This is a genomic window from Empedobacter sp. EJD.6dd (genome assembly GCF_057369435.1).
The window spans coordinates 265,020-285,611 of the sequence record NZ_CM170667.1 but is presented as its reverse complement, the minus strand read 5'-3'; the positions used below and the strand labels follow the sequence as shown (position 1 = coordinate 285,611).

22 protein-coding genes are annotated in these 20,592 nt (G+C 29.4%); 7 read left to right on the top strand and 15 right to left on the bottom strand.

All coding sequences use genetic code 11. The features are described from left to right. The first annotated feature begins 126 nt into the window (after positions 1-126). Positions 127-1,008 carry a cyanophycinase gene (locus AC2I98_RS01380; RefSeq protein WP_486412859.1) on the top strand — a complete coding sequence of 294 codons (882 nt, stop codon included), beginning with the start codon at positions 127-129 and terminating at the stop codon, positions 1,006-1,008. 1 nt (position 1,009) lies between these two features. After that, entirely contained in the window at positions 1,010-1,852 is an 843-nt protein-coding gene (locus AC2I98_RS01375) for an isoaspartyl peptidase/L-asparaginase (protein WP_486412858.1), read from the top strand. An 11-nt stretch (positions 1,853-1,863) separates the two neighbouring features. Here the strand turns inward: AC2I98_RS01375 and AC2I98_RS01370 are convergent, their stop codons facing one another. From AC2I98_RS01370 to AC2I98_RS01335, 8 genes are all read right to left on the bottom strand, one after another. Continuing rightward, on the bottom strand, positions 1,864-2,118 hold the full coding sequence (locus AC2I98_RS01370) for a hypothetical protein (protein WP_486412857.1): 255 nt from the start codon (positions 2,116-2,118) through the stop codon (positions 1,864-1,866). A 49-nt stretch (positions 2,119-2,167) separates the two neighbouring features. Further along, a complete protein-coding gene (locus tag AC2I98_RS01365; RefSeq protein ID WP_486412856.1) occupies positions 2,168-3,157 on the bottom strand; it encodes an SDR family NAD(P)-dependent oxidoreductase in 990 nt (329 codons plus the stop codon). Between the two features lie 226 nt (positions 3,158-3,383). Continuing rightward, positions 3,384-3,899 carry a pyridoxamine 5'-phosphate oxidase family protein gene (locus tag AC2I98_RS01360; RefSeq protein ID WP_486412855.1) on the bottom strand — a complete coding sequence of 172 codons (516 nt, stop codon included), beginning with the start codon at positions 3,897-3,899 and terminating at the stop codon, positions 3,384-3,386. A gap of 277 nt (positions 3,900-4,176) precedes the next feature. Further along, positions 4,177-6,261 (bottom strand): catalase, encoded by a 2,085-nt coding sequence (locus AC2I98_RS01355; RefSeq protein WP_486412854.1) that lies wholly within the window; start codon positions 6,259-6,261, stop codon positions 4,177-4,179. A 288-nt stretch (positions 6,262-6,549) separates the two neighbouring features. Next, positions 6,550-6,954 carry a cytochrome C gene (locus AC2I98_RS01350; protein WP_486412853.1) on the bottom strand — a complete coding sequence of 135 codons (405 nt, stop codon included), beginning with the start codon at positions 6,952-6,954 and terminating at the stop codon, positions 6,550-6,552. Then, positions 6,941-7,231, bottom strand: coding sequence for a hypothetical protein (locus AC2I98_RS01345; RefSeq protein WP_486412852.1), 291 nt, complete (start codon positions 7,229-7,231; stop codon positions 6,941-6,943). The genes AC2I98_RS01350 and AC2I98_RS01345 overlap by 14 nt, the downstream gene beginning before the upstream one ends. 1 nt (position 7,232) lies before the next feature. Continuing rightward, complete coding sequence (locus tag AC2I98_RS01340; protein WP_486412851.1) at positions 7,233-8,225, bottom strand: cbb3-type cytochrome c oxidase subunit II; 993 nt, start codon at positions 8,223-8,225, stop codon at positions 7,233-7,235. A 10-nt stretch (positions 8,226-8,235) separates the two neighbouring features. After that, a complete protein-coding gene (locus AC2I98_RS01335; RefSeq protein WP_486412850.1) occupies positions 8,236-9,987 on the bottom strand; it encodes a cbb3-type cytochrome c oxidase subunit I in 1,752 nt (583 codons plus the stop codon). 565 nt (positions 9,988-10,552) lie between these two features. On the opposite strand from AC2I98_RS01335, the gene AC2I98_RS01330 reads away from it, so the two are divergent. From AC2I98_RS01330 to AC2I98_RS01320, 3 genes are read left to right on the top strand one after another with little or no spacing between them, the layout of a single operon-like run. Next, on the top strand, positions 10,553-10,963 hold the full coding sequence (locus tag AC2I98_RS01330) for a Crp/Fnr family transcriptional regulator (RefSeq protein WP_291065790.1): 411 nt from the start codon (positions 10,553-10,555) through the stop codon (positions 10,961-10,963). Positions 10,964-11,009: 46 nt separating this feature from the next. Then, positions 11,010-11,852, top strand: coding sequence for an SDR family oxidoreductase (locus AC2I98_RS01325; RefSeq protein ID WP_486412849.1), 843 nt, complete (start codon positions 11,010-11,012; stop codon positions 11,850-11,852). An 8-nt stretch (positions 11,853-11,860) separates the two neighbouring features. Beyond that, positions 11,861-12,220, top strand: coding sequence for a hypothetical protein (locus AC2I98_RS01320; protein WP_486412848.1), 360 nt, complete (start codon positions 11,861-11,863; stop codon positions 12,218-12,220). Between the two features lie 231 nt (positions 12,221-12,451). Here the strand turns inward: AC2I98_RS01320 and AC2I98_RS01315 are convergent, their stop codons facing one another. The 4 genes from AC2I98_RS01315 to AC2I98_RS01300 all read right to left on the bottom strand — a co-directional run bounded on the left by AC2I98_RS01315 (position 12,452) and on the right by AC2I98_RS01300 (position 15,548). Next, complete coding sequence (locus AC2I98_RS01315) at positions 12,452-13,051, bottom strand: Crp/Fnr family transcriptional regulator (protein WP_286511811.1); 600 nt, start codon at positions 13,049-13,051, stop codon at positions 12,452-12,454. 191 nt (positions 13,052-13,242) lie between these two features. Further along, on the bottom strand, positions 13,243-13,809 hold the full coding sequence (locus AC2I98_RS01310; RefSeq protein ID WP_486412847.1) for a YciE/YciF ferroxidase family protein: 567 nt from the start codon (positions 13,807-13,809) through the stop codon (positions 13,243-13,245). A 57-nt stretch (positions 13,810-13,866) separates the two neighbouring features. Next, the gene (locus tag AC2I98_RS01305) at positions 13,867-14,484 is read right to left on the bottom strand and encodes a KGG domain-containing protein (protein ID WP_486412846.1); all 618 of its coding nucleotides are present in this window, start codon (positions 14,482-14,484) and stop codon (positions 13,867-13,869) included. A gap of 437 nt (positions 14,485-14,921) precedes the next feature. Continuing rightward, entirely contained in the window at positions 14,922-15,548 is a 627-nt protein-coding gene (locus tag AC2I98_RS01300) for a hypothetical protein (RefSeq protein ID WP_486412845.1), read from the bottom strand. Positions 15,549-15,972: 424 nt separating this feature from the next. Here AC2I98_RS01300 and AC2I98_RS01295 point away from each other — a divergent pair, with 424 nt between their 5' ends. Then, the gene (locus AC2I98_RS01295) at positions 15,973-16,524 is read left to right on the top strand and encodes a ferritin (RefSeq protein ID WP_486412844.1); all 552 of its coding nucleotides are present in this window, start codon (positions 15,973-15,975) and stop codon (positions 16,522-16,524) included. Between the two features lie 67 nt (positions 16,525-16,591). On the opposite strand, the gene AC2I98_RS01290 is transcribed toward AC2I98_RS01295, so the two are convergent. The 3 genes from AC2I98_RS01290 to AC2I98_RS01280 are packed head-to-tail and all read right to left on the bottom strand — an operon-like array spanning position 16,592 to position 18,697. Further along, the gene (locus AC2I98_RS01290; RefSeq protein WP_486412843.1) at positions 16,592-16,927 is read right to left on the bottom strand and encodes a helix-turn-helix domain-containing protein; all 336 of its coding nucleotides are present in this window, start codon (positions 16,925-16,927) and stop codon (positions 16,592-16,594) included. Beyond that, entirely contained in the window at positions 16,903-17,322 is a 420-nt protein-coding gene (locus AC2I98_RS01285; protein WP_486412842.1) for a transposase, read from the bottom strand. The genes AC2I98_RS01290 and AC2I98_RS01285 overlap by 25 nt, the downstream gene beginning before the upstream one ends. A gap of 10 nt (positions 17,323-17,332) precedes the next feature. Continuing rightward, positions 17,333-18,697, bottom strand: coding sequence for a hypothetical protein (locus tag AC2I98_RS01280; protein WP_486412841.1), 1,365 nt, complete (start codon positions 18,695-18,697; stop codon positions 17,333-17,335). Between the two features lie 288 nt (positions 18,698-18,985). Between AC2I98_RS01280 and AC2I98_RS01275 the strand changes: the two genes are divergently transcribed. Next, positions 18,986-20,536, top strand: coding sequence for a tetratricopeptide repeat protein (locus tag AC2I98_RS01275; protein WP_486412840.1), 1,551 nt, complete (start codon positions 18,986-18,988; stop codon positions 20,534-20,536). The last annotated feature ends 56 nt before the right edge of the window (positions 20,537-20,592 follow it).

The window sequence follows — 20,592 nt, the reverse complement described above, 5'->3', positions numbered from 1 at the left end:
ATTTAGTAAATGATTACAAGAACTAGACCTCTTTCCCTTATTAACACTATTTTACCATTATTTTAAGGTTTATTCTCCTCTTGTCCAGTTAATATTAATTAAATTGAAGTTATAAAATCAATAATGATGAGTATTAAAGGAAAATTAATAATTGTTGGAGGTGGCATAAATACTGCTGATTCCTTACCAACGCATTTACCACGTGAGGAAATTCTCAATGATTTCTTTTATCAAAATGGTATTCTAAAAAAGATTCTTGAGGAAGCAAAACACAAAGAAAATTCTAGAATTGAAATTGTAACCACCGCTTCTCAATCTCCTAAAACTGCTGCTGAAGCCTATATCAAAGCTTTCAGTCTTTTGGATGCACACAATGTTGAACATTTGGATATAAATACACGTTTAGATGCGCTTTCACCAGAATCGTTAAAACGATTAGATGAAGCTGATGTTGTATTATTTAGTGGAGGAGATCAATTGAGACTTACTTCAACTATTGGAGGTACACCTTTTCAACAAAAACTGTTGCAAAAATATTATCATGAAGAGTTTATTTATGCAGGTACTTCAGCAGGAGCAGCAGCCGCTTCATCTAGTATGATCTATCAAGGAGCAAGTTCTGATGCATTACTAAAAGGAGCTGTTGAGATGAACAGTGGTCTTGGATTAATAGATTCTATTATCGTTGACACTCATTTTATTCAAAGAGGAAGAATTGGACGCCTTTTTCAGGCTGTTACAGGAAATCCCATGAAGATTGGAATTGGTTTAAGTGAAGATACTGGGCTAATTATAAGCGACAACAACAATAAAATGACAGCAATAGGCTCTGGTTCAGTTATTTTGGTTGATGGGCGAGAAATTTTAGATACTAGTCTTTCTCAAATCGAAATTGGATATCCAATTTCAATCAGCCATATTATTTCTCATGTGATGACACGAAATGATGTTTTTCATTTTGATCAAAATAAAATAATAATCAAAGATTCTCAATATAATAATCAATAAAATGAAACTAATTATTCACGGTGGTTTTTTTTCAGAATCATTAACCGATCCTGAAACTAAATTTCAAAAACAAAATGCTTTAATTAAAATAGTTCAAAAAGGGTACGACTATTTAACAACACACACAGCAGTTGAAACTGTTGTATATACAGTAAGTTTATTAGAAGACGACCCTTTATTTAATGCAGGATTAGGTTCTCAAATTCAATCGGATGGAAAAATAAGATTAAGTGCCGCTTTAATGAATGGGAATACTCTTAAAATGTCTGGTGTTATTAATATAGAAAATGTTGAACATCCAATTTTAGTTGCAGAGAAACTAATGACTTACGATGATCGTATTTTGGCTGGTAGCGGAGCAATAGAATTTGCACGTAAGCATGGATTCGAGTATTTTAATCCTGAAACTGAACAACGTAAAAAAGAATTCGAAGAAAAAATAATTTCTTCGAAAACAAGTACAGTTGGATGTGTTTGTTTAGATGGCGATAATAATATTGCTGTGGCTACATCAACTGGAGGAAAAGGTTTTGAAATACCAGGGCGTGTATCAGATTCTGCTACTGTTGCTGGAAATTACGCCAATCAATCTTGCGGTGTTAGTATGACTGGCGTTGGTGAAGATATTGTAAGTGGCGCAATGGCTGCTAAAATTGTAACAAGAGTCTCGGATGGTATGAGCATTGAAGCTGCATTTACTAAAAGTTTTGAAGAACTTAAAGAGTTTAATGGATATGCAGGAGCTATTGGCATAGACAACAAAGGAAATAGTTTTCATTTAGATAGTTTTCCTTCAATGGTTTTTGCTTCTTTTGATGGAATTGAATTGAAATATTTTAATTAAAATGCTTCATTCTAATCATTTAATATATCAAACAATTTGTTTTTTATATATTCTACTACCTCTAATTTTTCTAGATTAGACATCTGTATTTCAGCAGTTTTCTCTATATCACCTCCTTCACTTATAATAACACCTTCACGAGGATCTGTCTCACAATTTTCTGAGAACTCTTTTTTTCCTTTCTCGTAACCTTTTTCAAAAGCTCGATTATATAATTCATTCAATAAGCTTTGAATTGAATCTGAATTTAAATGTTCTGGTTTCATATGAATATATTTTAGTTAATAATTTGTTGCTATAAAGTGTTTTATAATCCTATTTGTATTTTCTTCTAATCCTTGTGGTTGTATACAATCCTAAACCTATTAATATACCTAAAGAGACTATTCTTTGAGTAGATTTTGAAGGAACAGGAATACTCGTTTCTCCATAAATCTGATGCGGATCTGAAGATGCATATAAAATATTGCCTTCGTTATCCTTACCATTACTAAATTTCATCATTAGTCTCATTACTGCAGTTGCTAAATTGGTAAATGTTTGCGGGAATATACCATGAATAAACTTTATTAAGTATGAACTTGCATCTGGAAAGGTATCATTTTTAGGTTTGTCTATTAAATTATATATCACCTTTGCGGTATCTTTAGGATCGGCTGCAAACGGAGGTATTTTAAAATCTAAACCTGAGAATTTAGCGGAATGCATATTTCCTGTAGATTGTTGAACTTGTGGATAAACGTTGCAAATATGAATTTCGGGATACACACTATACTCACTTTGTAAACCACTCATCAACCCTTTTATTCCTGTTTTAGTTGCCGAATATACCGAACTAAATGGAGCTGGCATATATCCTCCAATGGAAACATTATTAATTAAAATGCCTTGATTTTGTTCTTTAAAAACGGGTAAAACGTAGTACGCTCCATGCATATACCCCATTAAATTGGTTTTGATTACTTGTTCGTTTATGTCCATAGGAATTTCCTCAAATTTTCCACTTGCCATAACACCTGCATTATTCACCCATATATCAATTCTACCAAATTGACTAAGACTATAACGAACTAAATCCTCTACTTCTTTAGACAATGACATATCTGTAGATTTATAAACAACATTACCTCCTAAAGCAATACAATCGTTAGCAGCTTTTTCCAAACCTTCGATACCTCTTGCTACTAATACAATATTAAATCCTTTTTTAGCAAATAGTTCTGCTGTTGCTAAACCAACACCACTAGATGCCCCAGTTATTACTATTGTTTTTGTTATTAACGATGTTTCTTCTCTATGTTCCATATTTGCTGTAATTTTAAAAAAATTAGTATAATAGTATATCAAATTTAAAACTATGTTACTCCCTAAAAACGCAGTATAGTTTCGTTTAAGCTTTGATTATTAATCAATACTCTTGATTTTAATTCTTGTAAATATTTATAATGATTTCGTTTCTAATAGAAGCATTATTTATTTCAAAAAAATCAATAATTAAGTACCCAAATGTATTTTCCGTAGATTAATTAATTTATACATTCAATTCACCTTCAATACCACCATCTTCCATTGTAGTACCAGTAACAGCTGCAAAAATCATTTTAGACATTGCAATAAGTTTGTTATCTTTTGTTTCATAATAATAACCATCATAAGGAGAAACTTTGATAAGACTTACATTTGGATCGTCTTTACCATCAAACCATGCATTCGCAAAATTTGTCCAGTATTTTTCAATCATAGCTTTATCTTGAACGATTGATGCTTTTCCTTTTAGAAAAATATATTCATATTTTGAATTATTTATAAAATATAATTCCACATGAGGATTTTTTTCTATTTCTTCATTTTTTAAAGAATGTATACTACTTAAGAACCAAAGATTACCACTTTCATCTACTTCTTGTAAAGCCATTGGTCGACTAGTTGAATTTTCTCCAATGTTAGTACTAAAAAAACAAGTTCTAGCGGTTTCGGCAATTGATTTTATTTTTTCAATTGCAATGTTTCCTTGTAAATTTTCTTTTGGTGATTGTGCATTTCCCATATTTTTATTTTTTTATTTCTGAATTGTGATTAAAACAATTTTTCTCCTCATTGATATGAAAAGTAAAATTTGTACAAACTATAATGTCATTGCTATCAAAATGTTTTACAATGCCATTTTTTTCCATCGTTACAACCCAACACGAATTTTGATGCATACCATAATCAATTATAAAAATAGTATGACCTCTACCAATAGGGGTATCAACAAGTATTGTAGGACTAAGTTGTAATATCATTCGTCTAAATTTTATATTTATATCACGTTAAACATTTTATTATGAAGGAACCTTCCTTTCTTCTTCACGATCCCAAATACGATGTAATTTCATTGCCTCAATAAAATCTGCAATCCAATCCTCATTTTCATCTTCTAAAACTACTCCTCTATCAGGTCTTACAAATGAATTATTCATTAAAGAACCAGTTCCTTTTGCAAATAATAAGATTTTACAATGTCTGTAAGAATCATTAATAAATTCATAATAATCTGGATTCAATTTTAAAGATTCTATTGATTTACCTGATGGTGTATAAACGGCGTCATAACAAACAGATGGATCTGTACGGTAGCTATGCCAAATCTTTTCTTTACTTCCTTCTTCATAGGTTAATTCGCCCACTTTAGATGAAATTAATACCGCTTCAGCTCCTTCTTGTTCTAATACTTTTTTTAATTGATCTACACTTTTTTTAGAAACACCATTATCCACTAAAAAGGCAACTTTTCTGGTTTTAATATTTCCTTCACCTTCTTTTACCTTCATACTAAGCGCATCTGAAGATTTTAGTTCTTGTTTTTTAGGCTTCAAGGGATAATTAGGGTGATTCTGCCTTACAAAACTTAATGTCAACTCATCCAATTCTTTTGGAGGTATTATACCAAGATTATCTCCTACTTTTTGAGCTAAAGTTTTATCAATTTGATAAAGTATCGCGATTTGTCTTTCTCTAATTTTTGGATCAGAAACCTTACTCAGCTCAAAACTAAAAGCATCTACAATATGTTGCTTTTCTGGCTCCGATTGAGAATTAAAAAACAAAGTTGCTTGCGAGAAATGATCAGCAAAAGAATCAGATCTAGCCCTTACTTTCTTCCCTTCTACCTTTTGTTCATGAGATTGAAAACCTTCCTCTCCCTTTAACATTGCATGATAAGGACAACCAGAAGCTTTACTATTCGGAAAATAACTAACTCCTCCTTTCAGTATATCAATTCTCCCTGTTCCATCTTTTTGATTATTATGCTTTTGGTTTAATGATCTATTAATAGGAATTTCATGGAAGTTTCCTCCACCTAATCTATAATTCTGTGTATCCATATACGAAAAAATACGACCTTGCAATAAAGGATCATCAGATAAATCAATACCGGGAATGATTCTACCTGGATCAAAAGCTACTTGTTCAGTTTCAGCAAAAAAATTGTCAGGATTGCGGTTAAGGGTCATCGTTCCAATGATTTTTACAGGAACTAATTCTTCTGGAACCAATTTCGTAGCATCCAAGATGTCAAAAGAATATTTTAATTCATCTTCTTCAGGAATTAGCTGAACACCTAAATCCCATTGCGGAAAATTTCCTTCATCAATAGCTTCCCATAAATCTTGACGATGAAAGTCAGAATTAAATCCTGATATTTTTTGAGCTTCATTCCAGGCAACAGAATGCACTCCTAATTTAGGTTTCCAATGGAATTTAACAAAAGTTGCTTTACCTTTCTCATTAATCAATTTAAATGTATGTACACCAAACCCCTCCATCATTCTAAGGCTTCGAGGAATTGCTCGGTCAGACATCGCCCACATTATCATATGTGCAGATTCTGGCATTAATGAAATAAAATCCCAAAAAGTATCGTGCGCTGAAGCAGCTTGGGGAATTTCTTTATCTGGCTCTGGCTTAACAGCATGTATTAAATCAGGGAAATTCATAGCATCTTGAATAAAAAATACAGGAATGTTATTTCCAACTAAATCATAATTACCATCTTCTGTATAAAATTTTACAGAAAATCCTCTAACATCCCTAGCTAAATCTGTAGATCCTTTAAATCCTGCAACGGTTGAAAAACGAATAAATAGTGGAGTCGTTTTACCTTTTTGAAGAAATTTTGCACATGTATATTCACTTATATCCTCATGTATTTCTAATATTCCGTGAGCTCCACTACCTCGAGCATGTACAACTCGTTCAGGTATTCTTTCTCGATCGAAATGCCCCAATTTATCAAAGTATATATGGTCTTGTTGTAAGGAAGGTCCTCTATCTCCAACTTTTAAGGTGTTATTATTATCATAGATAGAGACACCATCATTAGTTGTCAATTTTTGATTCGAATTATCAATTGTAAATTGACTCATTTGTTCTGATTTTTTTGATTTTTTTGATTTTTTTGATTTTTTCATATGCTGATATTAATTAATGAATTAGAATTGACGAATAGAACGTAATAAGAAAAAATAAAATCAACACAAAACCTAGAGCTTTATTGTTATTTATTTTATTTATAAATTTATTGTGAAATAAATCAATTAGAGTGCCATTTTTTCTTAAAATGATAAAAAAAGCAGCTTTATAATAACAATAAACTATTTAAATAAATATATTTTATATCTGTTTAAATTAAACTATTGATTTATATTGTTTTTTTAAACAGCATAACTTGTAATCTCATAATATATAGCCCATCCGATAAACAAAAGTATAAGTATCCATATCCAATAAGGAATAGTTTTAGGTGTTTCGCTACCATTAATTAAAAAACTTTTTTGATCACCTTTATCGTAAGCATTAATCATAAGTGAGACTGTTCCATTTAGTTTTGCGTTATTCTTTAATCCTTCAACTTGTATTGAAGGACCATTTTTTACTGTAAATCTTATTTTCTTAATTCCTTCTGATCCTGAAGGTGATTGACTAATAATTTTTAATATATGTTCTCCGTCAACCATTTTTTTAGTATCTAAATCAAAAACAGTTGGTGCTTCCAATTCTGCAATTGGTTGTATTTCATCATCCAAAAACAAAAAAACTTTACTTCTATCTTTCGTCATAATTATTTAATTTATCTGAATAAAATGAATACTTTATATGGTAATCTTGTTTTTCTCCAGGTTTTAATAAATACTTCAGAGAAAGTAAAAAAGTCCATATTGTTATTATAATCACAATTACCACAATAAACCAATCCCAATCACTTTGAGGTCCTGTTCCGTGGGTAAACCCTTTTGTTACTTTGGGCTGTTGTAATTGACAAGCATCACATGCAAATAATGCAGTTGAAAAGAGTATAGCAACCACACTCAGACTAATTTTAGCTCTTTTATCCATATTATTTTATTTTATCCAAAATGACTTGCACTTCTTCAACTGTTATTTTTTTTGCATTATTTCCCCAACTTGAGCGTTCGTGATTTATTATAGCCGCTACATCTTCGGCTGTAAAACCTGCATTCTCTCCCACTGCAGGCATAGTTGCATATTCAGGACGTGGATCATAACCTTTCATAATTATTGTTACATATAATTCTAAAGCTCCTCCTGTTACTACTGGACTATTCTTTAGAGGTGGAAATGCTCCTGGAACTCCTTCTCCATTTGCTTGATGACAGGTTGCACAATTAGCTGTATATAATTCTTCTCCATTTGGTAAATTTGATGAATCGTTGTTTTTACCTGTATTTACAATTTTTTTCTTGTATAGGAAATCAGGAACTAAACTTTCGTCAGTAAAATCTGTTTGTTTCAAGGATTTTAAATAGGCAACTAACTGTAAGGCTTCTTTTGTAGCAACGATCTTTTTATTTCTTTTTACATACTTTTCTGGGACTTTAACTTCTATATCATCTTTATGTAAAAAATCACGTTCAATAAAAAGATAAGGATAAGCTGGCATTATAGATTGAGCAACTGCTGCTCGAGGTTGATATAAATGTATTAAATGCCAATCTACACTGGGTTGCCTTTCTCCGACATTGGTTAGATCTGGACCTGTACGCTCTGTTCCCATTAAATTTGCAGTATTTCTCCAAAGATCTAATCTTTTGTTAATTGCGTAATCAGCAGGAATACTTGGTCGTTTTCCAAATACATTATCCATTTCTACATTTCTCACTTGCTGTGTATGACAAGCGACACATCCATTTGCGATATAAATCATTTTACCCGCTTGTTCTTCTTGTGTTAGTTCTTTAAGTTGTCTTGGTAAGGGTTGATTAATCTTTTGATTTTCTAAAGCTGGAATAATAGCAATATATAGTGTTAGAAATAGAAATAATCCAAGCGCAGCGCCAAATAAAGTTTTATGATTGTTAAAAAATGACATACTAAATGATTTATGGATTATACTCTTTTTCACTATGCTGTTTTTTAGCAGCTAAAATATCAGAAGGTGATATGGGTATGATAACCTTTTCATTCTTTTTGAGCATTTTATAAAAATTATAAGCAAAAATAAAATGTGAAATCCACATCATAGTTCCTCCAATAGCACGCCATAACCAATAAGGTGCCATATTAATTACTCCTTGTATAAAAGGTTTTTTATCCATCCACAATTGACCTGTTCCTGTTCCTCCAATCATAAGTGCGATGACATAAAATAATAAGCCTATTAAAGCTAACCAAAAATGAATACCCACTAATAACTTAGGAGGTTCTTTTCCTGTGAGCCTAGGAACTAACGTATAACAAAATCCCCATAGCATAAAGGTGATAATACCATACATTGTTAAATGAGAATGCGCAACAGTAAAATCTGTAAAATGCCATAATAAATTGGTAAACCTGAATGCTTCTACTGTTCCTTGAAAAGAACCCGTAAAATAAAATATGATTGACATAAAATAAAATGGTAAAGTATAACTCGTTTTTAATTGATACCATGCTCCATTAAATGTCAATAAAAAATTTGCAGTACCTGCTGCAACAGGTATTAACATTCCTGCACTCGCTACAATTGCAGTTGTTTGTATACTCCATGGAATTGCACTAAAAATAAAATGATGCGTACCTATTAATGTATAAAATAATGTATGAGTCCAAAAGGCTAAAATACCTAAACTGTAAGAATAAATTGGTTTATTAAGTTGTTGTGGAAGAAAATAATACATTAACCCTAGATTAATCATCATAAACCACATTCCTATCGCCTGATGCATATAATAACCTTGCATTATAGTTTCTCCCATACCATTTTGCCAAAATGGCAAATAACAAACGATTAGTACAACAACAATAAACATTGTACCTGATACAATATACCAATTTGAAATATAGATTTCTTTCGTTTTACGCTTTGTTATTGGTTTGAAAAAATTATAAAGTGAAAATACTACTCCTAGAGCAAACATCCCCATTACTGGCCAAATATACTCTCTGTATTCACCACCTCCATTGTTAATACCAGCAAGTAGAAATACTGTACCTATTAATACAGCCAAATTAACGAGTATAAGAGATACATAACCTAATTGTAGATTATAATTTTCTTTATTACTAACTCTAGCTATAACATAATAGGCTAAACCTAACATTGCTAAAGATGCCCAACCCCAAAAAACAGAATTTGTATGGGATGGTCTAAGTCTCCCAAAGCTTAACCAACTTACGTGATCAATGTCTGGTACAACAAATTTTATTCCTAAATAAAGTCCAAATGTTGTTCCTATAATTAACCATAAAGTTGCAGTACCTAAAAAATATAAAATAAGTTTGGATAAATCTTCGGAAATATATTTTTGAAAAGAAGATGTTCGTTTTTTAGTTGGAAAAATTCTTAGTTCTTCAACTACATTTACATTTATTACAATTCCTTTTTCATCGGAAACTTTATATGTAGTAGAAAGATTGTTTTCTGAAACTTCATCATTTAACTCAATTTCCCGCTCTTTAATTTTAAAAAGTTCTTCTTCTGTCAGATTCTCGAATTCTTTATTAATTTCCTTCGCATGTTTACGTTTTAACATTATAGTATAAACTCCTAAAAGTCTAAAAATAATAATAAGCAATCCTGAGAAAATAATGGCAAATACTAAAAATATTGTAATTTGAACTCCATTTTCTTGTAGTAACGAACCTCCCTCCATAATTAATAAATTAAATAATTAGTGAAATCAAACGATTATTTATCTAAGTATTAAAAAGGAAAATTCCTACGTTAATAGAAATTCTCCTTACACAAATAGATGTTTTATCGACTTCTTTTAATTGAATCCACATCATAAGATGTACTATCAACCAGAAGAATAGTATCAGCTGAGTCAGGAGTCACCGGGAACTCACCTGATAGTATACTATCGTGTATGATAATTGAATCTGAATGATTTGGTACCATCTCATTTGTTTTTTTTCTACAACTTATAGTTGTCAGAGCAAATAAGAGTACTAGTGTTGCAATAGTTCTCATAAAATATCTTTTTGTGATTAGACAAAACACAATGACAATCGACTTCGTCATTATATTTTCAAAATTAGATAGTGAAAAATGCAAAGATTATGATTACGATCATATTGTACTTCAATAAAATAGATGTATATCAAATTGATTTTCATATCAATAAAACTAAAAAAAGCATTCTTCATTATGATTACACTCATAAATAGAGCTGTATGCTCTTGTTAACTTTAACTAACTATTAAAAACGACTTATTATGTTAATTAGCGACAAATTATTGTTTGATTTTGGAGGTGAGAAAGAAACGTATAAACAAGGTGATACAATTGTGAAAAAAGGAAAATATGCAAAATTTTATTTTCAAATTTTAGATGGGAAAGCAATTAGAAATAACTTTTTTCAAGAAAAAATTGTTTTAAAATCTATGCTTGTAAAAGGACAAAGTTTAGGAGAAGCTTTTTTATTTACCAATAATTCTTATTCAATTACAATTCAAGCAATAGAAGATTGTCAGATTATTCAATTAGAAAAAAGTAAATTTTTCGCTCTTTTAGAAAAACATCCGCATTTGTATTCAATTCTATGCAAATGCATGAGTGAAAAATTAATACAAAAATTCAACTTAATACACACTTTATCTACAAATAAAAATCGATCATTTCAATAATAATCGTCTATTAATTTTTTTATTTTAAATAATCTATATGAAAAAAATGAAGAATGAAAAACAACATCAAAGTAGACCTGGTGTTGAAGAAAAAATGAGACCTGTTCCTCAAACAGAGCCTATTGCATATTCTAAAAAAGGAAAATTATTTGGGAAAATTGCTTTGATAACAGGTGGAGATAGTGGTATAGGTAAGGCTATAGCTCTACTTTTTGCAAAAGAAGGTGCTCATATTGCAATCGCTTATCTTAATGAAGAAATAGATGCGTTGGCTACAAAAAAAGAAGTTGAAAATTATAATCGGGAGTGTTTACTCATAAAAGGAGATTTATCGAATGAAACAAATTGTCTAATTGCTGTAGAAAAAACAATCGATAATTTTAAGCAAATAGATATCTTAGTAAATAATGCAGCATTACATTGGGAAAGTGAATCTTTAGAAAAAATATCGAGTGAGCAATTAAGCAAAACATTTCAAAATAATGTTTTTTCTTATTTCTGGATTACAAAATACGCTTTATTGCATATGAAAAAAGGTGGTTCTATTATAAATACCACATCTGTTACTGCATATAGAGGAAGTCCTAAATTAATTGATTATGCTGCTACAAAAGGAGCTATTGTTTCATTTACTAGAAGTTTATCATCCAATTTAATGGCGAGAGGAATTCGAGTAAATGCTGTTGCTCCAGGTCCAGTTTGGACGCCTCTTATCGTTTCTTCCTTTGATCCTGAGAAAGTAGCTAATTTTGGTACTGATTCACCAATGAAAAGAGCAGGAATGCCTAATGAAATAGCCCCTTCATTTTTATTTTTAGCTTGTGATGATTCACAATTTATTAGTGGTCAAATTCTACATCCAAATGGAGGAGAAATAATAAATGGTTAAAAAAAGATATGCATATACTAAAACTAGAAACAACTCAGACTGAACACGAATTTTTAAGTTTAATTCATGAATTTATATTCGGATCAACAACAGCACATTTATTAATTGATCCTCCATTTATCATTCAATCTATTGATAAAATTAGTCAAATGACAAATTGTTTCCATAAAAAAAAATTTCTTAATCAACTAATCGCAGAATATAAAATAGGTGCACTTGAATTTATTAATCAAAACAATATTTCAGATGAAGGAACTCTTTTTACAAAAAATATGTTAATTCGTTTTTACTCAAAATTTTCTTATTATAAAGTCCAAAAAGAACAAGAATTAATTCGAAATATAAGTGAAGTGTTCGAAAGTATATAATTAATAAAAAATTAGCCGATTATAATTTTATAAATCATAATCGGCTAATAAAATAATCAAGTTATTTTCTGTTATTTCTTTTCTTTTTTCTTTTTTTGAGCCAAAAAAATAAAAATATCCACCCTCCTATAAGCATTGCTATATAAGCGAAGATATGTAGGCTAGATAAAAAAAATTCTTTAAATTGTGGAAACATAATGGTTGTTTTTTTAGGATGTTAAATAATTCTTCTTAATAGAGTATTTTTCCTTTTTGTAACCTTAACATATTCTGAGATTCCATTAATTTAACTGTTCGAATTACAGTTTCTACACACATTCCTGTTAAACCTGCTAATTGTTGACGTGTAAGTTCAATTTTAAAAGAAAACGGCGCTTTTATTTCTACCGTATCATTTTTTAGGTAATCCAATAATCCCTTTAATCTATTAATCGGACTATTAATGGAATTGTTCTGCATCATCAGATATTTATGATATAATTTTTCTGACATGCATCGATTTAATTCTTTATACAAGTAGGGATTTGAACTTAATAAATCTAAAAAAAAGCTTTTATTAAGTTTCAATAGAACTGTATCTTCTAATGCTTCTGCATTCATCGGATATACATTCTCCAAAAACAAAAAACATTCACCTACACTATTACCTGGTAAAAGGATATTTTGAATAGATTCTTTTCCCTCGTCATTAAAATGATTAAGTTTTACTTTTCCTACTATGATTTGATAATAAAAACATGGATGACTGCCTTCATTAAAAATATTTTCTCCATTTTTATAAGCGACTCTTTCCGCTCCAAATTTGTACAATAATTTTTCATTAATTAGCATAGTGTTAATTTTTTGTGGTTTGTAATTTTTTAAGAGGAGTTGAGAGAAAATAACATATGCAAAGTTTTCAATAAACATACCATACGATGAATCAATATGTTAAACTTTATCGGTTTAATGCTTTTCATATAAAAGATCTCTTATTTTTCATTTATTCATAATAAATATTAATAAGAGATCTAATCACAGAACTAATTTTCTTCTTCAGCTTCAAAATTTATTGAAGTTTCAGCAATATCGGTTAGGTTATCATCCGTTTCTTCTTCTTCAATCAATGTCTTTTCGAGCAACTCAGCTACTTTATGATGCTCCATTGTAATTGCCAATTGAACTAAACCACCATAAGTAGCAATTTCATAATGCTCTATCTTTTGAGCTGCAATGATTAGAGCTGCGTCTCGTGTCATTGTACCTTCTTTTGTGGATTTAATAATTTCATCTGCCTCTTTTATTAATCCTTTAATCGCTTCACATTCCTTTTTTTCAACCTTTTCATCCAACAAACCAAATATCTTTTCTAATCGGCTGATATGTTTTTTAGTTTGTAATTGATGATCTTCAAAAGCATCTTGCAGTTCTTCTGTAGTAGCCGAATTTTGCATTTTCTCTAATCCGTCTACTAATGCATGCTCCGCATAATATATATCTTGAAGTGCTGAAATAAAGAATTTATGTAATGCCGACTTTTTCATTTTATCATCGCTATTATCGGTTGATTTATCCATTGAATCAAATTGATGAGACTCTTTCTTTGCCATAATTATTTATTTTTTTTAATAAAAATTGCCCCTCCTAAAAGAGGCAATTTAAAACAATTAACCATTTCTTCTACCTCCAAAACCTGAACGGCTTGAATTTGAAGAACGCCCGCGTTGATTAGAAGAACGTCCTCCTCCATGAGATGCTTTACCTCCCATACGAGCTATACGTGTACGTTCCGCTTTACTCATAGATGCAAAACCTCTTTTTGAAGTTCCTGATCCACTACCCGAACTTCTGCTGTTTCCGCTTCTAGAAGAACTATTACGAGAAGAGGAATTAGAAGATGATCTTCGGTTATTAGATTGTGAGGAAGAAGAACGATTTCCACGACCAGAAGAACGATTATTAGAAGAAACAAATCGACCCATACTATCTCTTTCTGGCATATTTCTTCTGTTATTTCTTCTATTGTCTTGGTAATCGTCGTCATCATAATCATCGTCATCATAATCGTCGTCATAATCGTCATCATCATAATTATCTTCTTGATAACCATTTGCAAAATCATCATAATCTTCTTCATAATCAGAAAAATCATCATCATAGTCTTCATCTTGCGAAGCATCATTAAAACCATGATCATAACCCAGCTGATAGATTTCTTCTAATGTTGATTTTGCATTGCTTGAATTGTTGTGCGAATTGTGATTGTTTGAATTACTCCTTTTCATAATTGTAGTTTTGTAATTTACTACATAAATAGACTAGTATTATTCATGTAGCAAATTGGATTTAACTTTTATTGAAATACTAATTAGATTTCTTTCTATGCTAAATTATTCACATAAAGATTGTGATATTATGATTCAAATCATATCCGTTTAAAAACATTTATAAATCTTAAAATCAATATAATAAAAAAATACCCGCAATACTTTGCAGGTATTAGAAAAGAATAAAACATTAATAAGTGTGATATGTAAAAGTAATTAATTTAACCTTGATTTTTACCAATAAGGAGTCGTAATACTAACGAAATAAAAGCCATAAATAATAGAAAATGTACAATTCCATGATAGCTAATACCTAATCCAAAGTATATTAATCCCCAGAAAATTATTAGAATGATTGCTATTAACACAAATGTATTTCTCATTTCAGTTTTAATTTAGAAGTTAATTAAGCCATCACATAAACATTTCCATTCTAATTTAGCTATTCCAAACAGTCCTCCTAAAGCAATAATAAAGTTTCTAAAAAAATTGATAAAATTTGTATGACTTAAATTAGGATGTTCATTTCTACCATATACTGCAACCTTAATAGAATTATTATCTTTGCTTATTCGAAAAGTTGAGGTCGACTTTTTACTATAAAAATGAGCAATTAATTTCCTATTTTTTTTATTTGGAGAACTAGAAGGGGAACAAATAAAAGACAAACTTGCTTGATTGTAATCAATAGATTTTTGCTCGCAAATTGATACTATTTTTACCCAATCAAATCCATTTTCACCAAAAGTTCCAGGTCCTGGAATATCAATTCGTATGTAATCTCCAACAATTGGTAAACGATCAACATGCGCTCCACTTTGATCAAACAATCTAAAATCAGCAGAAGATTCACCACAGAAATGTTTCCAATTATTTATAGAAAGAAATCTACATCTTAGTATTTGGTAACAATCATCAATTAATCCATTATCATTAAAATACCTATTACTTTCTGTATCATGAAAGCCACCTCCCCTTTGTTTTGGAATTTCATCATAAGTTTTTGTTAGATATTTTTTCATCTTTTTCATAATGTATGAATTAACATGAACGAAAATAGCTTCATCTAATGCTTATATTTATGATTGAAGTCATATTTTTAGTAAAGAAATTTTTAAATTATATATTGTTCTTTAAGGTTGAAGATAATTGTACTTTAGAAAAAGTAAAGAAAAAGATCTTTATTTTAATACTAATCATTGTGTGATGTTGAAAACGAAAATATAAATCCTATTATATTCAAGAATTGTAAATGGTCAGCAAAAGTAGACCCTAATACCATTATTATTTACATGTGCTTGAAAATCAACTAAAATGATCTCTTCAATAAACTAGAATTATTTAAATTTACTCTAAATATCAATATTTTAGAAAGTATTAACATTTCTATGATTGGTTTGGTCTGAAAATTCCAATCTAAAATATCATAACTAAATAATCACAAAAATGAATACAACTAGAATTTCAAAAACATTACAAAACGCTTTAAATAAACAAATTACGCTTGAAGCTTTTTCTGCTCAAATTTACTTGATGCTTGCTTGTTGGGCAGATGAAAACCAATTAGATGGTATTAAAAATTTTATGATGAAACATTCACAAGAAGAACGTGTGCATATGGCAAAAATTATAGAATATATACAAGAACGAGGTGGTAGTGTAAAAATAGAAGCTATTCAAAAACCAGGTCCCGAACCAAAAAATGTTTTACAATGTTTTGAAGCTGTTTTGAAACAAGAAATTGAAAACACAGAATCTATTTACAAAATTGTAAAAATGAGTATGGATGAAGAAGATTGGGCAACTTGGAATTTTTTACAATGGTTAGTAACCGAACAACGTGAAGAAGAAAAATTAGCTTTAGACTTGCTAGATAAAGCTAAATTAGCTGGTGGAGCTAATATGTCTGATGCTGCTAAATTTGATTTAAATAAAACAATTGGTCAAACAGGTCAAGAATTTCCTGTTGCAGATAAAATCAATCCTTTAGCGGAATAAAACAATATATCTCCTTCATTTAAAGCACATTTTGAATGAAGGAGATATTTTAGTTTAGTTATGAGTTTTACAAATAAATTTTCTTCCATTTCGTAATAGAATTACGACTTACATTAAAATGTTCGGCAACTTTTGAATTCGTTAACTTATATTTTTGTTGAAAATCTAATATTTGTAAGATATCAGTTTTGCTATACGACCGATGTTTTTGATTTGCTGAAAACTGATCAAAATTTGGTTTTCCAAAAATCATTTGATTAATCTTGATAATATCAAAAGAAGTAAAGCTCTTTTGTCCAATTATTTTTTGAAGAATTTCTTTCTTTTCTGGAAACTTTTCATTCAAAATATCTTGAAAAATTCGTTGATAATTAGGAATTATTTTTTGTATTTGCTGATCCATTTGTATAAAGTAGTTTTTGGTATGTTATATTCTTTTATAATTTCTTTATTGGTCATTTCACCTTTAACGAGCTTTTCTAAAATAAAATCAATCATCTCTTTTGTGTAAATATTCTTTCGAAATTGAGGCAAAGACGTCGTTTTATTTTCTTTTTTATTCTCTACACTTATTGGTGAAAATAAAATGAGATGTTGAGAATAAATTCGAAAAAAATCGTACTCTAACAATTTACTCCATCTCAAAAGAAATTCAGAATCAATACTTTTTGATGAGTACATATTAAGTATATCAACTTCTGTACAGTATAAGAAGTTACAGATACGAGGAAGATCAATTTCTCGTTCTGCAACCAACATCTTTAACATTTCACCAATATGAATATCTTTATAATTCATTACTGCGATTTTATTGACCTGTAATTTGTTCAATTCTAATAAATACTTTTTGTTTTAATATATCTCTATTATTTGCTGATGGGTCCATTCCTGCCATTACAGTTGCAATATAGGCTACCTTAGTAGTAGAAGATGTGTCGATCCATGAATAATATCTATATTCTGGTCCATTACTACTTGCATTATAAATGCCTGGATTTCCCCATGCACCAGTATTGTTAGTAGATAAATTGCTCCATGTATTTCCAGATCCACCTCCTGGCATTTGAGATGGAACAATTAAATTTCCTCCAGCATCAGTAATTTGCCCTCCATAAAAAGTTGAATAATTCCACATTAATGTTTTTGAGGTTGATGAATTATTTCTTAATAGAACATTATTCTCTGAACCACTATCAGCTCTGTTTGTATTATTAGTTGCCGTAGCTGAAGCAGTTTGTAAAGAATGTCTTAAAAATACTTTTATAGTGTATAATCCATCTGGTGAAGTGGCATCAACCGTAAAACCTTTTACACCTGAATCTGGATCTGTTACAAACTTCATATAATCCATTACAGCTACAACTTTATAATCTGCATTCACTTGAGTACCTACTGTTACATCTTTACAACCAGTTATATCTGTATTTGCATTAAAAAAAGGAGTCAAATCAAATGAGATTCCTACTGGTGAAGACTGTGAAGCATTAGGTATACCTTGAACAGCAAAAACAAGATAACCAGAACCATATTCTAGTTTTCCATCTGCAATTGTTGCTGTAATATTAGAATTACCAATAGATGTTAATGAAACACCAACAAATTTTCCTCCGTTACCACCAGAATAAGGTACTTTTATAATACTTCCAGAAATAATTGGTTTTGGTGTAGCTCCATCAATAGATTGAGATGGATCTATTGTAGATGCAACACAATTAACAGTTGCTTTACCTTTTACAGATGTTGAATCTTCAATATTTCTCCATTCGATCCCATTCCAGAAATAGTATCCTTTTGGTAAAATAGTACCGCTATTATAAACTAATAATCCTTGAGGCTGATTTGACACATTATTATCTCCATCAGCATTCAAATCCATAGTGTTAGAAGTCAATTCAACTCTAGGAACAAGTAATCCTTTATTATCAGATGCAATATCAAGCATAGCATATACATTTGGTAAAGTACCTATACCTGTAGCTCCATTATTAGTTACAATAAAATCATCTGTTAGTTGTTTAGCAGTAGGAATACCGGATACTGGGTTTGTTGTTTCAGAAGTTGACTTACCGTCTATATTAAATAATCCTTGTGGATTTTGAGTATTAATACCTACTTGTGAAAACGAGTAAATAGATACTAATGTAAATGCGATTGTAAATGTTCTTTTAATCATAAATTTAGTTTTTAGAATTGGTTAATAATTTTATTCGTTAAATTTTTTATGTATTAATTACTTGACCAAAATTCTAAAATTGATTCATTTTCATACCTACTTTTGGGCTTTCAAAATCTATACAAACAAAAAAATCGTCTATACAAAATCTATACACCACAATTTAACAACTTAAAAACCAGCAACTTATATTTTAACAAGTTTTAAATGAAAGTCTTTTTAAAAATTAACTTATTACTATATTTGTATTAATCTCATACCAATACCTACCTATTAAGTTTTATACCTATGATAAAAAAAATGCTGTTTTTTCTATTTATCATTTCGCTTTTTCAGTGTAAAAAAGATAAAGAATCAGAAATAATTATTAATAATCAAATTGATAGTTTAAATAATCACGCAAATAAACTTTTTGAAAATGGTAAAATAGAAGAATCTCTTATTATATATAAAAAGGTTATTAATAAATCTCAACAAGTAAATAATAATAAAGTTTTAACAAAAGCATATTTTTCAATTGCTAACTGTTACTATGAATTAGGAAATGCACCATTAGGAAGTGAATATTTATTTTTAGCAGAAGAAAACGCGAAAGATTATTCAGAATCAATGGCTTATATTAATATGTTAAAAGGGTTTATATTGTATAATGCATACTCCTATGATGAAGCAGAAAAAAGGTTTAAAATAGCTATTAATCATGCAAATGGAATAGATAATAAACCAAAAGCAGAAATGCTTATAGATAGAGCCATTATCAATATTGGAAATATCAATTTTCAACAAGAAAAATATGATTCAGCACTATTTTATTATAAAAAAGCGCTCAATTCTTCAGATAGTGCAAATAAAATAGCAAGTAATATTAATATTGCAGAAATATTTTTAATAAATAATAAAGTAGATTCTGCAGATAAATATATTCAATTTGCAGAAAATAATTACAAGTCTATTCCATATCAAACATTGTTGATTAAAGTTAAAGAAGCATTAAATGGTGTAAAAGGATTGTATTTTATAAAAAAAGGGGAAAATAGAGAAGCTATTAAAATTTTAAGAAATAATTCCAACGAAACCACTTATTATACTTCCGATGAATTATTAGGAATGGCTTATTCCAAATTAGGAAAAATTGACAGCTCTGCATTTTATTTTCAGAAAAATATGGATAAAAAAATGAGCGAAAAAAAGCATAACTTAAACATTTATAAAGCATCAAACATTATACATAACGATGAGAAAAAAGCTATACTGAAGATACAGAAACAACAGAAAACAACCTATTCTTGGTATGTTGGTTTATCCATTTTAAGTATTATAGCTTTAATACTTATGTTTAACTACCGTCAAAAAATGAATAAACAAAGAACTCAATTTCTTGAAACAGAAAAAGAAAAGATGAGAATGGAAAAAGAACTTTCTGAATTGAAACAAGAGCAGTATCAAAAACAAGTTTTAGCCACGTCTATTCAATTGGAACAAAAAAGTATTTTTTTAGATGATTTAAAAAACAACATCAAAAATAATAAAGATTTTAATCTAAATAATTATTTAAAAAACAAACAACTTATTGAAAAAGATTTGAATAATATTCAAGAAATATTAAAAGAAATACACCCTTCTTTTTTCAAAAATTTGAACGAAATAGCAACTTTAAAGCTTACAAATCTTGATATAAAATATGCAGCTTATATTTATATGAATATGGATAACACTCAAATAGCATCTGTTTTGAATGTAGATCCCAAAACTGTGAGTGTTACCAAATACCGTTTAAAACAAAAATTGGGACTTACTAAAGAAACTGATTTAGATAGCTTTATTAGAAAAATAAATTAATTATAGTAGAATTCTCTCGATGTAAAATTTAATTTAGGGAATTCTACTATTCAAAA